The sequence below is a fragment of the Pedobacter sp. B4-66 genome (assembly GCF_018492665.1).
GTDB lineage: Bacteria > Bacteroidota > Bacteroidia > Sphingobacteriales > Sphingobacteriaceae > Pedobacter.
Genome location: NZ_JAFVME010000018.1, coordinates 1 through 14,531, shown reverse-complemented (window position 1 = coordinate 14,531; position 14,531 = coordinate 1). Strand labels below are relative to the sequence as shown.

The following is a 14,531-nucleotide window of genomic DNA, read 5'->3' as shown; positions in this document are numbered from 1 at the left end:
AATTGATATTTATAATAATTCTGTTAAACTAATCTGGTCAACTCTATTCATCTGCCTTACCTATCCCGGCCGAGATAGCAGAGGAAATGAACCGCCTGCTCTCAAAATCAAAAGAATGGGTATTAAACCTTAATGCGTGAATCACACCATTTGTAGGCTGAATATCAGATGTTGCGATAGGTGCGTTGATTAAATTAACTTGTGGGTTCGAAAAATCGGGGATAAATGAGAGCACCAATTGTCGGTAACCCACATATTTAATACCACCTGCGTCATTATAAAACACACCGATGTTCATAGATCTTCCCCCATAGGATGCATAGCCCTGACCCGGAAAAGCTTTAAGAGAGAGTGTGTCAATCTGAGGAATGTCTTTTAGCAAATAAGACCCCTTGAAAATGTAAAGCGACAATGCTTCTTTCCATACCTCAGGTTTAATCTGGGTCAATTTAGACACTGTATCTTTACCATTTAATCTCAAATCTTCATTTAACCACTTGACCGCTTTATAGATGCACGAATTACCCGGAGCAAAAAATGTAATATTTTCTTTTTCGAATACATCATTCATACCTGCAGCATCGATTGCCATTACCAGACTATCAAACAGCACCGGTTTTGATTTCAAATACTGTAAAATTGTACCGTCATATTTTGCTTTATGAACACCTGTATCGTAGAAGTAATCTTCTTTTGAGCAAGACATCAATATGCAGCTTAACACTGTCAATATTATTGTTGTCGTTTTAAATATCTTTAACATAACTTTCTTATTATTTGTCTTAAAAATTACTGCCAATAGTCGTTCAAATTCATATATGGGTTATTGGTGAGTGCGCTCGGATCGATTGGCCAGGCCCATGCCCCTGCTTTAAAAGCTTCAACTGAAATTGTGTTAAAACAATATTCCCTATCCATTACTTTTTTGGTACGCACCAAATCATAATAATAATGTCCTTCTCCCATCAGCTCTCTGCAGCGCTCATACCAAATCGCATCCTTTAATTCTTTACCGCTTAATGCAGAAAAAGGCTCTGCTTTGGCTCTGGCTCTAACAACATTTGCTGTGGCCATAGCTCCCCCATCGTCGCCAAGCTCAGCTTGCGCTTCTGCACGTAATAAAATTGCGTCGGCTAAACGAAATACAATTAAATCATCATCGGGTAAAACATCTTCTCCCTCTGCTGCGAAGATGTTAACGAATTTTAGCAGCTCCCAGGTTCCATCAGTGGCATATAAGGTTTTAGAGTCAAACCAGTATTCCGCTCTTTTGTCCGGCACACCTGTAGGATAAAGCTTATTAATAAATCTACTATCGTAATACAGGTAACTTTTGGTGATAGATTTTACCGGTTTATGTGGATAGTGTAAAACCATATCAGTAAAAGTGTTATACAGATAATCTCCGGTAGAATATTCTCCATAGTTCAAACTTCTTAAAACTTCAAACAAACTCTCTTTTGTACGACCTTTAAAAATCTCCTTAGTTCTGGTTATTGGTAAAAGCTCATAACTTGGGCTTTTCATGATCTCATCACCTAATTGATTTACCGCATTATAATACTTGGTCTTATCTCCCGTCTCAAATCCGGCCGCCCACATGTTCATGTGCATTAATAAAGCGATCGCGCTTCCCCGCATTGCGCGAATTCCTACTATTGAGGGATCGTCAAAGGTCCAGGGCAAATCATCTTTCACAGTTAACATATCGGCTATACAATTATTCAATACCTTAACCATGTTCATCCTTGGTAAGGGTTCCTGATTATATGCGTTAGTGTAATAAGGAACATCACCAAACTGACGAACCATAAAAAAGTAGGCCAGGTTGCGCAGGAACACAGCTTCAGCCCGATATTGTTTTCTTTGTTCCGCAGTTAGTGCTTCAACTTTACCAGCTTGTACATATAAAATATTAGCCGATTGAACCATCTTATACCAGCCAGTCCATTGGGTAAGACCTTTATAATTGAATATCTGTGAAAAATAATTGTCAGTTAGCAGTAACGCGAAAAGGTTATTGTTTACAATTTGATCAATATAATCGCGCCCAAGTCCTGATGTGGCAATTGCCGGGCTGCAACGTAAATCGCCGGTCGTTGGAAAATAAGCTGATGACAGTGTATTTTCTCTAAACTGATTATAGATACCGGTAGTAAAAGCCTCTACATCCCTTTGATTTTGCCAATAGTTATTACCTGAAAGATTATCAACAGGAACAACATTTAAGAATTTTTTGCACCCGGACATGATCATTGACCCCGTAGTTAAAACTAGAAATGCAAATATGAAACGTTTCATAAAATCTATTTTAATATTAAAACTGAACATTAAGACCCAATATATATTTACGGGCACTAGGATACCCCCCAGATTCATCTCTACCAAGATCTGATACGCTCTCCGGATTTGGCCCGGAGTAATTAGAAAAGGTATATATATTATATGCCGTTCCGTAAACGCGAAGAGATGACATCCCGAACCTTTTTATAAATTTCTTATCCAGATTATAGGATAATGTTACCTGTTGAAGTTTAAAGTAAGATCCATCTTCCTGGAAAAGCGTCTGATCATAACGGAAAGGCTTTGTAGTGTTATAACGTACATAATCGTAAGGGTTAGGATACGTAGCATTATCACCCAGTTTCTTCCAATATAAAAACTGCTCTAATGGAACCAAACCTTGAAGACCTTTGTTATTGACTGCCCTGTCTAATGGGTCAGAAAAATTCTGGAACAGCGATGAAGTAGCATTGTTGAGGATATCTCTTTTCCATGTAAATACACCTTGAACATTTAGCGAGAACCCTTTGTATTGCATAAAGGAGTTAAAACCACCAGTTACTAATGGCTGAGAATTACCTGCAGGTACATAGTCATTTACATCAAGGATATAATCACCATTAAGATCAGTCCATCTTGGATCTCCTGCTTTAAAATAACTTAAACCATTAAAACTAGTGCCGGCTCCTGCTCTATATCTTAATCCTGTTAACGGATCTACAGGAACCTGGGAGTTGTTAGCATAAACCCCGCTTGTATTTAAGAGTACATTTGTAAGAGGATTCCTACCTAAACGATAAAGAATATTTTGACCCGTATTCGCATCAGTAAAGATAAACTGACTAACTCCATCCGGAAGATGTGCCATAACGCCCTTATTTAATGCTCCATTTGCACTTAAAGTCCATGTTAAGCCCTCTCCTGCCGGTAGTATGCGTGCACTTAGATTCAGTTCATATCCATAATTCACCAGGCTCATTTCATTGGTTTGTACTTTACCAAATGCATTTATATTTGAAATATCCTTCGGCCTAAGCATGTTATCAACCTGCTTATAATAGGTTTCAAAGGTTAAATTGAATCTATTAAAAAGGCCAAGCTCTAAAGCAGCATTATATTGTGTGGTTGTTGTTGGTGTTAAACCGGTGTTAGGAATAACCCCAAGATCAAGGCCAACAGTAGGCAACTGATTATAGGTTCCGCCTGCAATGTATTTACCATAAACATCGTAAACTGATCCTGTAGGCACGATATTTTTACCATAGCTTAAACGAACAGAGCCATAATCCAACCAACTACTTGTAGACTTAAGAAAGTCCTCTTTATTAAAATTCCATCTTACTGCAACTGAGGGATTCTTGGAATATCCTGCATCAGGGCCATTGGTTGAAGAGCCATCCCAACGATAAGTTAAGTCTAATACATACTTCTGCATATAATTATAAGAGAAAGCTGTAGCAAGAGAGACTCCTCTTCTATCTTCTAAATTATTTAACGTACCACCCAATGAGTTTAACCAGTCATTTCCAAGAGGACCGGTAACATGGTCATTTGGCGTACTATTTTGCCTCATTGCATCCGCCCTAAAGTCTGTTGCGTTTAACTCACCAAATACCGAGGCACTAAAATTGTGCTTCTCTGCTACCTCTTTTACAAATGCAACCCGTGTTCTGTTATACAATGTATTTTTACGATCGAAATAATTGTATACCCGGTTAAAACCATCACTTAATGATCCTGGGTTAAATTTATCTGTCCCTTGAGTCATGTAAGTATAACTCATGGTATTTGAAGCCCTCAGCCCCTTTAATATTTCATATTCAACATCGAGATTTGCAGTGATATTAATAACCTTATTATCGTTCTTTACATTCAAAGTGTTTAGCAAACCATTTGATGCAGTATATAATGAAGGTGCAGGTAACAACGACGATGAACTTGCTCCATCTGCCAGACCTGTTTGCGACAAGCTATTTCCTCCACCTGCACTACTGTTTGTTAAGGCATTAGCCAATGAAGCCATCAATTTAAACCTATCGTTAGGCATATACTGTGCATTCATACCCAAATTGTAACGGGTAAAATCAGTATTTTCAACAATACCCTTTTCATTATAATAACCGGTAGTTACCTTATAATTGAATGACTGGTCGCCCCCCGAAATATTTACGTTATGTGTTTGGTTTAATGTAGTTCTATAGTAATAACCCTGCCAGTTGGTCGAGTTATTATAGTAAGCATTTAAACTATCTGCAAGAAAAGGAGTTTCATTAATATCACGTAAACCGCCATAAAAACTAGTATCATAGTTCAAGATCTGGTCGATCCGCATCAAACGCTCTCCTTTTCCACCAATAACCTTTCTTAATGATGGAGGAGTAGCTATGTTGAAGCTGGTCGTATAACTAATGATTGGAACTTTAGAGTTTCCTCGTTTGGTAGTAATCAAAATAACCCCATAAGCGCCTCGGGAGCCATACAGTGAGGTTGCCTGCGCATCCTTTAATACCTCTATCTGCTGAATATCCTCAACAGGAATTAAAGATATCGGACTAATACCAGGACCAGCAGATTCGAAACCATAAGAGTAATCCGAATTGTCATCCACCGGAACCCCATCCACAACAAATAAGGGAGAAGTGGGCGTTAAAAAAGCTTTATCACCTGATCCTGAAACATTTAAGTTTGAAATACCACGAATATTCATTGAACCACGCATCCCGGGAGTTCCGTTGTTGTTTTGAATATTCAAACCCGCAACCTTACCTTGAAGCAGTTCCATAACGTTTGCTACCGGTACATCCTGAATGTCTTTGGCAGTAATAATAACGCTTGAACCGGTAGAAACTTCTCTGGTTTTCTTTCCATAACCAATAATTACCTGCTCTTTTAGTGAATTTATTTCCTCATCAAGAGAAACATTAATTGTCAGATTAGGTGTTACCTTTCTGGTTACAGATTTATAGCCAATGTATTTGAATGTCAATTCAGCATCCTCATTTACACTTACACTAAATTTTCCATTTGCATCGGTTTGGCCAACGGTAATCAATGGCTTTCCCGACATAATAATAGCACCAGGGATTGGAGTTTTTGCTGCCCTATCCGTAACAGTTCCTTTAACTACTACTTTCTTTTGTTGAGCGATGGTTTCTTTATTGAAACCCAACAGCAGCAGCAAAGAAAATATTATAACCGTATATCTCATATTAGATCTTATATAAATTAGAAATCCCATGTTATTAATCATTATCAAATTTGGGGCGCTCACCAGTAAACCAGACCGTTATCTCCCAATTACCCGGTTCAAAAATTGCAAAGTCCAGGTTTAGATATGCTTCCTCTCTTATATTCCCAAATCCCTGTCTATCATACCTGAACTTTACACTTGCCATGTCGCCAAATATGTTTGTGTATTCTGTTCTATAAGCAATTAGAGGAATAGGATAAGCCATATCGTACTTTACAGATTCATTCGTTTTTACCATATTAAAGCCATGTACCAGTTTATCCCATTTAGTAAGATTAAATTTGTTTGGATCAATTGGTTTAAATAGTGAGTCAACGAATTTGAAAGTCAACGAATTTCCTTCTCCAACATTCTTTTTAAACAATACACCTACTGTAAAAAAAAACATGTAGTTACCGGTACGTTCACCGCGAATGTTTGACATGCTTCTCGGTGTTAAACCAACATACTTGGAAAGTCCCGTTAGCGGATCTTGTTCAGATGGTTCATAAGCACGCTCTTTTAAAGGCATCAGTTTAAAATCTCTAAAATATCTGCGCCCGCCAGAGTTAGACATTTCTACATCAAATACATATCCTGAATCCGGCTGTGTTTTTATATTACTTGAATTTGCAGCAGCCCACATTAAAAACTGACCTGAGTGCTCTCTAATCTCAAATAAAGGGCGATTTTCTATCTTTCTTTTTGCTTCTATTTCAGCAATTGATTTTTCATCACCAAGATATGGCTGAGTCCAAACCTGAACCGGAGTAGTTTCAGTAAGTTTAGGAGCCGCCACACCATCTCTGGTTCTCATGTTAATGATTTTAAACGTCAAGGGCTGAGAAGAAGACCCTACGAAAAAATTATTTGAGAAAAGCGTATTTCTGCCTAATATAGGGGTATAAACAGTTTGCGTAAAGCGAGTATCTGTTCCGATTGATTCTCGATCCTCCGGTAAATTCTTTGTACAACCGATGGTACTTACTAGTAGCACCAATCCTATAAAGAAAATACAAAGTGATGCTAATGGGTATTTATTATTCATTTCTTTAGCCTTAATTATTAGTTCTTGTTACAAAATCACCGAATCCGAAATCGTGCCCCGGAGAAAGTACATTTATGATTGCATTTTTAGTTTTAATATTCACAGAGTTAGTAGGTGTACTCTGCCAGTACCTCACGAAAATTGAGTTCTTAGGATCTGTAAAAATTATTATACCCGGGCCACCCGCAATAAATCCGGAAGCATCTACTTTATTATATTTCAGGTGCATATTATAATTGTGGTTTATGCTTTTCACAATTAGTCCATCAACAAACCTCTGGAAATCAGCAGTAACCATTTCTCCACGGATAATATACTTACTGGTCATTGTATCCAATTGTTCGATGTCCACATCAGCCAGATACAAAGGTTCTTTATTCAATTTTTTACGAACCGCATTTAAGCTTTCTATTGAGATCTGAAAACTTTTATTTGTCGCCGCAAACAAAGTCACTTTCTTATTTCTTAATGAGTCCTGCAAGTGTGGTAACCTATTAAGTACAAGCAACAAAGAGTCGTAGATTCCTTTCTGAGATTCCAGATACTCCAAAGCATTGCCATCAAACTGCTTCAAGTTATTCTCGTAATTGTAGTAATCGGAATTGTTCTTTTTACAAGAAAACAATGTTGTACTAAGCATTACCAACATCAGAATCACAAGGGAAAAAGTCTGTATATTTTTATTTTTCATCTGTATATTTTTGGTTGAGCCAATAATTGATACTAATCCTATTTTAATTTTTTCCATTATTTCCAATAGTTATTTTGTACCAGTTTATTATTTGCATTCAATACATCTTTTGCAATAGGCCAATAAATACCCTTTTGATTAATTAGAGCTAAAAAGTCCTGGTTATCATTTTGAATTTTGTTATAGCGGATCTGATCATACCAACGCCATCCTTCGCCCATCAACTCTCTTCGGCGTTCAGCAAAAATCTCACTGATCAGGTCAGTTCCCGGTCCATCACTAACTCCTTTGCCTCCTCTGCTTTTCTTGATGATATTTAATAAATTGATTGCATCAATGCGCTGACCAAGAACAGCCAATGCCTCTGCCCTAAGCAAAGCAATTTCCTCTAAGCGGGTAAAAATTATACTTGAACTGTATACAGCAAAATCACCATTTGTTGATCCACCTCTGAGTACCTTAATCTTACTAAAAACTGGAATGGCGCTGCCGTAATTCACAAAATAATTGGTTCTAGGCAATCCTGAAATGGTATCTAAACCAAAACGTTGGTCACTTAAATCCTTAAATACACTAGCGATAGTATCTTTAGTAACATACAGATCCGGAGTTTCTCTTGAAATTAGAGGTGCTGCCAATACCAATTGCTCAACATGCCCGTTAACGGTAGATTCACCATAAAGGTCATTGAAACCAAAAGCAATAATCTGATTATAAGACTGTGCATTAAATATACCGTCTGCAGCAGTTAATTCCAGTGTGGTAGAATATGCAGCATTTGCTTTTGCGTAATTATTCATTACAAACTCAGTATACACCGAAGCATCAATATAATGCGACTGCCAGGCAGCAATATGTGACAGCACTGCATAAGCAGATATTTTAGTAAACAATGCCCCTTTCCAGCGCTCAAAATCATACCCATAATATAAACCCGGAAGAAGATCATCTCCCTCAGCTCCATATACATATGGTAAGTCCTTTGCGGCAGCTATCAATTCAGATTCGGCAAATGCCAATACCTTAGATTGCTCAGTTCTGCCTTTCATTTCAAAACTACCATCGTGAGATGCTGTAATCAAAGGAACATCACCCCAGATTCTAACCATATAGAAATAGGCAAATGCCCTTAATGCTCTTGCCTGAGCAACATCAACTTTATAGTTAGGTTCGGTATAACGGATGTCTGCTTTTAATACTTCGGGAGCACGCTCAATAAATAAGCTTGCGTTATTAATTACTGCATAAAAAGCCCTCCACGAAGCTATTTTTTGAAGCAGCGGAAAAGACGCATTTAGATCTCCCTTAACAATCACTTTAAGGTCTGACCTACTGCTTGCAGTAAAATCACCGTTTCTAAACTCACCCCATAGCCAATGTGCATTATTATCTGCCAAAGCACTACGCATAAGTCCATAAGTCGCCATCAATCCTGATCTTGTATCTTGAAAAGATTTCCAATGATCGTCTTCTTTCGAAAGCCTGCTGGAATCTATATCGAGTACTTTTTTACAAGAGACATTCAGCCCCATTACAGTAACCAGTAAAATTATCAGGGTTCTGTTAAACTGAATATTTTTATTTACAAAAGATATCATACATTTAATAATTTTATACGCGTTAACACTTACAAATCAACCTTAATTCCTAAAGTATAGGTCCTTGGAATGGCCAAGCCATAACCGCTATATATACCGTTGTATTCAATTAACTCAGGGTCACTACCAGAGAAAGAAGTTACTGTTAGAAGGTTGTTTCCTGTTACATATACATAGGCCTTTTTAATGCTCGATTTACCTTTAAACAATGATGTCTTGGTTAAATCAAAACCAACAGTAACAGCTCTTAACTTCGCATAAGATGCATTTTCAAGAAACATGTCTTGCTCTAAACGGTAAGGAACAACACTGCTCCATGGATTGTAAATTGCATATTTTGATAAATCACTGGTAACCTGCCACGAGAAAATCTCCCTAACTGAGTTGATATCGTTAGCTGCCTCTCTATTGATAAAATCATACTGAAGAGAAGCTGATTGATTTAAGGCTTTCTGACCGATTGCGTAAACGATATTGAAACTCAAATCGAATTTCCCGTAACGGAATTGATTTGACCAGCCACCGGTAAATTTCGGCATTGAATTACCTGCAAGGATTTTATCCTCAGAATTGATTACAAAATCTCCATTATTATCTTTCCATTTAGGATCGCCGGCTTTTAAGGTAGTGCCTTCAAAAGTTAAAGCTTTATTGGTTTTAGGGTTAACCGGAACTTCGCTATTAGCATTATAAATTCCCTGATTCTCATAAATCCAGAAACGATCAATAGGTTCTCCTACTTTAAGTTTTCTATCGCCAACTATAAGTTCATCTAACCCATTAGGTAGAGCAGTTAATTTGTTCTTATTAAAGTTGAAATTCAATCCAGACTGCCAGTTAAAGTTGTCCTTCATAATGATATGGCCTTGAACACCCAGATCTAACCCTATATTTCTAACAGCCAAACCACTTCCATACTGACTAGCAAATCCGGTTTCAGCTGGAAGGGGTGTATTGATCAACATCCTTTTATCGTCCTTTTTATAAAAAGTTGCAGATGCACTTAATCTGTTTTTAAGAATAGCACCATCAAATCCAATGTTTAACTGGTCTGTGTACGGCCATTTGATATCATAACCAACCCAGCCAGAACTATATGGTCTTGAAATAGTTGCAATACCATTATACCCAGGTATAGTTGGTTCCAATGTCCACCCAGCATTAACACGATATTGTGGTCCTGCTGCGAATTTGTCATCAGAGAAAGTTTTTCCAATTCTTGACCATGAAACATCCATTCTTAACTTGTTAAACAGATTGTTATCCTTTAAAAATTGGTTTTTCAGATTCCAGCTTGCATTTGCCGACGGAGAAACAAACCAGCGATTTCCAGGTTGTGAATTCGAAGATCCATCATCCCTTATTAATGCAGAAAAGGTTAAGAGGTCTTTATAAGAATACCGTGCTGATGCATAAAAAGAAAATAAACGGCTGTGTATTTGATCAGTATAGCGATACACCAGGTAGCCAACCGGCTTAAGGTAATTTCCCTTGTCTGGATCACCCTCAACTACGTTTACTTTTATAAAGTCGTTTGGTCCGTTGTATGCATTAGCATAGTTATACCTGTAGCGATCATCCTGAACAGATTGTCCAACCTCGAAATAAAGATTGTGGTTTTCTGCAATGTCTTTAGTGTAACTTAAAGCATTGTTAATCATAAACCTCTGATTATAGCCTATGTAACTGGATGAAAAGTTATTTCCTTCCATCAAAGTAGTAGGAAAAAATGCATCTCTTACTCCTTCACTGTAATCAAAGTTCAAAGTAGAAACAAACTTAAATGGCTTTAAATCCAATTTTACAGCAAAATATCCTTGTGCCTGAGTTGTTCTGTTGTCATCAATAGCTTTATCATACTCATTAAGAAATGATTGGTAGGTATTTATGTTTGGAGAAAGAGGATTATATAAATCGGGGATATACCTGGTTTCGGCAAAGCGATCACGAAGATTTCTGTTTCTATCTCTATCCATGCGCCCAACATTTACCATACTTGAAATGGTAACCCAGCTTAAAGGAGCCATATTAACTTGAAATGACATTGAATACCTTTTAAGATCAGTATCATCAGAATTACCTGCATTACGGGTAGCCGAGCCAAAAAAGCGGAAATTAGCTCTTTCCGAGCCGCCTGTAAGGCCTAAATCAACTGAATAAATTGGTGTATTCTTATAATACCTATCCCCCCATTTTGCCGGGCCGTAATAATCCAAACTGGTCGAATCCCTTAAGTACCCTACATAATTCAGGTAATCGTCTTGCGTACCATACTTCTGATAAAAAGGTTTACGAAACTGATTCTCGTACTGTGCATTAATAGGCGAGATGTTACTTGCCTGCACCATTCCAAAATAACTATTTACACTTAAGTCCCTACGGCCAGACTTAGCAGCCTTAGTTGTAATCCAGATTGCACCATTAGCTGCATTCGGACCAAGTTTGGCCAATGCAGCAGGATCCTTAATTGCTTCAATTGAGTTGATATTACTAATATCAATTCCTGCCAGCAAGTTAGTTGCCGGGCCAATTCTGTTAAAGCCATATTTCTGAATATCAAAAACGAATGGATTATCCCTTATCATAGGAACCCCGTTTACATAAACAGTTGGTTGTTGGCTATAAATGTCGTTTTTATTAAAAACTGGGGCCGATAAGCCTCTTATAATCATACTCTGTTCTGTTCCAGGCTCCCCACTAGTTTCCTGTACGTAAAGACCGGCAATATTGCCCTTTAACATCTGTTGAACAGAAAGATTTGGACTAAGAGCTGATAGCTTCACATTCAACGAATCGGCGATACCCTTTACCATGCTTCGTCTGTCAGCTATAACCATGGTGTCCAATTTCTTCTGGGAAGTGTCATCAGTATCTTGCCTAAAAAGCATACTGTAGTGCAGCGTAGTATAAGATGCTTCTGCCTGGACTTTTGTTGAACTAAAAGTAGACAGTAAGGCAACATAAATAATAACTACAATAATTCGGATCATTTTCATTAGCATTAAATAATTGTTGATTTGTTGGATCTCTGTTAAAATTATTTGTTGATTGCACGGGCACACACCTGCACCTACGAGCAACTGACGTATTAAAAATCACTGAAAACTAGTGGCATAAAAACCACAGAATCAAGAACAATAAGAACAGCAAAGTGGTTAACTTCAAAACTGTCTGAGCTTATTCTTGAGATTGTCTAAGAATATTAAATCTTAATTATCCGATTGGAACTTTGATTTTGGAAAAGAGTAGAGGTTTGGTTCATGAAGTTTGCTTTAGTTGGTTTGGTTGGTTAATATTTTATATTCCGAATTCAGTAGATGAGTTATCAAAATGACCGACTAACACTTGTCTCATTCTTAATAATCAAATAATTGGGATCGAATTATTAAGACCTAAATTAGATTAATATGTATGATGTAATCCCAATTTTATCAACGCAAACGATTGATATTCATTTTTTTTAAGCTTATTGGGAATTTTATTAGACTATCTGATCAATATTCTTTAATTACTGGAATAATGAAGGTCATTTGATTAAATTAATGTCTCAAAAATAAAAAAACAGTTAAATTTTATCCTATTGATTAAATAAATTTATTACCAAACAAGAAATAAAGAATTGAAAAATATTAAAAATCAGCAAATACAACACAACCGTTTGCATTAGCTTGAAATAATGATTTAGCAAGCCTTTAATCCGCGTTTCTATATTCACCTTAACAAGAGAAAAACAACAAAACCTAGTTTTTTACTAATTTTCGCCATTCAGAAATGAAGATTTGCACTCAAGTATGACATATTTAAGGATTATTCTTAAGAAAAAGAATAACGAAAGGCTAGAGAATTTTCATAAAAAAGATTTTATTTTATTGTCTACAAAAAAAATGGCGAGAAATCGTCATACAAATTTGACTCATTCTCACCATTTTAATTACAACTTAGAAGCTAAAGATGCCCCCATCCAACAGGGTTATTTTTTTTGCATATTGATCACATTCAATTCATAAATTGAAGGAGGAGCAGTTGCCTTAAGGACCTTAAGCCGCAACTTACTGGTATTATAGCTTAACGGCAGTTTAATCACCTTACAGTCGCCCATAGGCTCATCAGAAAGATAAATGGTTTGCCACTGTCCATTTTGCATAATATCGACACTATACTGCTGTATACGCGGTACTCTTATCTGAGAAAACCCATCTGGCAATCTTTTGGTATCCTGATATTCAAATATGCTGATCTTATTAAAAGGCTCTGAAGGGTTTAACTCCATTTCAACAGTTGCCAGAGTGTCTTTAGCAGCCCAACGGCTACTCATTTTGCCATCATTAATAGCATTGCCCGCATACTGTCCGTTTTTATCGTCCCACACACTGGTTGCCACAACTGGCTTATTCATCGAAATAAATTTACCATTTTTAGGTAAGGGCTTATTTAATGATAGATCAAGTCTCTTACCCAATCCTATAGCTGTATTAGCTACATATTCCCTTATGCGTCCAGTTTGATCTGGTGGCACATTCATCACCAGACAATTATCATTATCCGTGCACCAGTAAAATAACTCCTCCAACTCATCTAAATCTCTTGTCGGTAATGGTTCTGTTTTCTCGAACCAATTTAATCGTTTGCTGATGCAAATGGTATGTTCAAAAGGTAGATAATACGACTTCCCTTCATGCAGGTATTGTTTCTTATCAGATTTAGCAGCTAACTCAGGATCCCACAAACGAAAATCTGAAGGGAAATACTGAAAGAAGTACTTATTATCTTCCGTCATATTAGCTGGAGGTGTGTAGTTACGCTTTCCCTCTTCATTTACAATGGTATGATTAACACTTACTGCACAATTAGGATTATACTTTTTAACTAAACTATAAATCTGATCAACGCCCCAGTCTGATGGTTTTTTATCCCATCCACCATCCAGCCACAACTCACCAATTGTACCGTAATTTGTAAACAATTCTGTCAATTGATTAAGCATATAGTCAACGTACTTTTGTGGATCTTTATCCTTGTAAGAAGGCTCTTTCCTATCCCACAGGGAATAATAAACAGCAAACTGGATCCCATATTTCTTACAGGCATCTGATACAGCTTTTACAACGTCCATTTTTACTGGAGAGGAGGCCACGTCGTAAGTTGTATACTTGCTATCCCATAAACAGAATCCGTCATGGTGTTTCGTGGTTAGCAAAACATAACGGAATCCTGCTTTTTTGGCAGTAAGTACCCATTGATCAGGATCAAGGTTTGTAGGGTTATAACTCTCCAACGGCAAAGTACCGTCAGACCATTCGGTATTATTAAATGTATTAATACCGAAATGGATAAACATGCCATAGCCTCTTTTAATCATAGCTTGTTGCGCCGGATTAGGTTTCGTAGCCGGAAGCAATAGTTGGGCCACACAGCAATTAACAGCTAAAGCCATTAGGAATGTGATAAGTACATATTTCTTCATAAATTTTACAACATGTCAGTGATATAGCTGACGTAAAAGGATTTAATAATTGGTTAGGTTTTAACTGTTTAGGTCCTGCTAAATTAAAAGAGATATTCAACATAATAAATAGATTAAAAGGCTAAATCCATGAATTATCCGATGAAAATTTGTTTCTAAACAAAAAAGCCACTCGAATGAGTGGCTTTTGCGGACCGGACGGGACTCGAACCCGCGAC

General features: G+C 37.1%; 8 protein-coding genes. All 8 read right to left on the bottom strand.

Annotated elements, in window-relative coordinates; all coding sequences use genetic code 11:
- Positions 1-43 precede the first annotated feature (43 nt).
- Positions 44-706, bottom strand: a complete 663-nt coding sequence (locus tag J1905_RS22485; RefSeq protein ID WP_214229453.1) for a fasciclin domain-containing protein — start codon at positions 704-706, stop codon at positions 44-46.
- A gap of 83 nt (positions 707-789) precedes the next feature.
- Complete coding sequence (locus tag J1905_RS22480) at positions 790-2,301, bottom strand: RagB/SusD family nutrient uptake outer membrane protein (RefSeq protein WP_214229452.1); 1,512 nt, start codon at positions 2,299-2,301, stop codon at positions 790-792.
- A gap of 16 nt (positions 2,302-2,317) precedes the next feature.
- On the bottom strand, positions 2,318-5,491 hold the full coding sequence (locus J1905_RS22475) for a SusC/RagA family TonB-linked outer membrane protein (protein WP_214229451.1): 3,174 nt from the start codon (positions 5,489-5,491) through the stop codon (positions 2,318-2,320).
- A gap of 34 nt (positions 5,492-5,525) precedes the next feature.
- Complete coding sequence (locus tag J1905_RS22470) at positions 5,526-6,560, bottom strand: DUF5007 domain-containing protein (protein WP_214229450.1); 1,035 nt, start codon at positions 6,558-6,560, stop codon at positions 5,526-5,528.
- Positions 6,561-6,570: 10 nt separating this feature from the next.
- Entirely contained in the window at positions 6,571-7,251 is a 681-nt protein-coding gene (locus J1905_RS22465) for a hypothetical protein (RefSeq protein ID WP_214229449.1), read from the bottom strand.
- A gap of 56 nt (positions 7,252-7,307) precedes the next feature.
- Entirely contained in the window at positions 7,308-8,849 is a 1,542-nt protein-coding gene (locus tag J1905_RS22460; RefSeq protein WP_214229448.1) for a RagB/SusD family nutrient uptake outer membrane protein, read from the bottom strand.
- Positions 8,850-8,878: 29 nt separating this feature from the next.
- Positions 8,879-11,839, bottom strand: a complete 2,961-nt coding sequence (locus J1905_RS22455; protein WP_214229447.1) for a SusC/RagA family TonB-linked outer membrane protein — start codon at positions 11,837-11,839, stop codon at positions 8,879-8,881.
- Positions 11,840-12,819: 980 nt separating this feature from the next.
- The gene (locus J1905_RS22450) at positions 12,820-14,313 is read right to left on the bottom strand and encodes an alpha-L-fucosidase (RefSeq protein ID WP_214229446.1); all 1,494 of its coding nucleotides are present in this window, start codon (positions 14,311-14,313) and stop codon (positions 12,820-12,822) included.
- Between the last annotated feature and the right edge of the window lie 218 nt (positions 14,314-14,531).

Coding starts and splice junctions, on each gene's coding strand:
- J1905_RS22475 (WP_214229451.1), bottom strand. CDS start 5,491: ATGAGATATACGGTTATAATATTTTCTTTGCTGCTGCTGTTGGGTTTC.
- J1905_RS22450 (WP_214229446.1), bottom strand. CDS start 14,313: ATGAAGAAATATGTACTTATCACATTCCTAATGGCTTTAGCTGTTAAT.
- J1905_RS22460 (WP_214229448.1), bottom strand. CDS start 8,849: ATGATATCTTTTGTAAATAAAAATATTCAGTTTAACAGAACCCTGATA.
- J1905_RS22470 (WP_214229450.1), bottom strand. CDS start 6,560: ATGAATAATAAATACCCATTAGCATCACTTTGTATTTTCTTTATAGGA.
- J1905_RS22455 (WP_214229447.1), bottom strand. CDS start 11,839: ATGATCCGAATTATTGTAGTTATTATTTATGTTGCCTTACTGTCTACT.
- J1905_RS22480 (WP_214229452.1), bottom strand. CDS start 2,301: ATGAAACGTTTCATATTTGCATTTCTAGTTTTAACTACGGGGTCAATG.
- J1905_RS22465 (WP_214229449.1), bottom strand. CDS start 7,251: ATGAAAAATAAAAATATACAGACTTTTTCCCTTGTGATTCTGATGTTG.
- J1905_RS22485 (WP_214229453.1), bottom strand. CDS start 706: ATGTCTTGCTCAAAAGAAGATTACTTCTACGATACAGGTGTTCATAAA.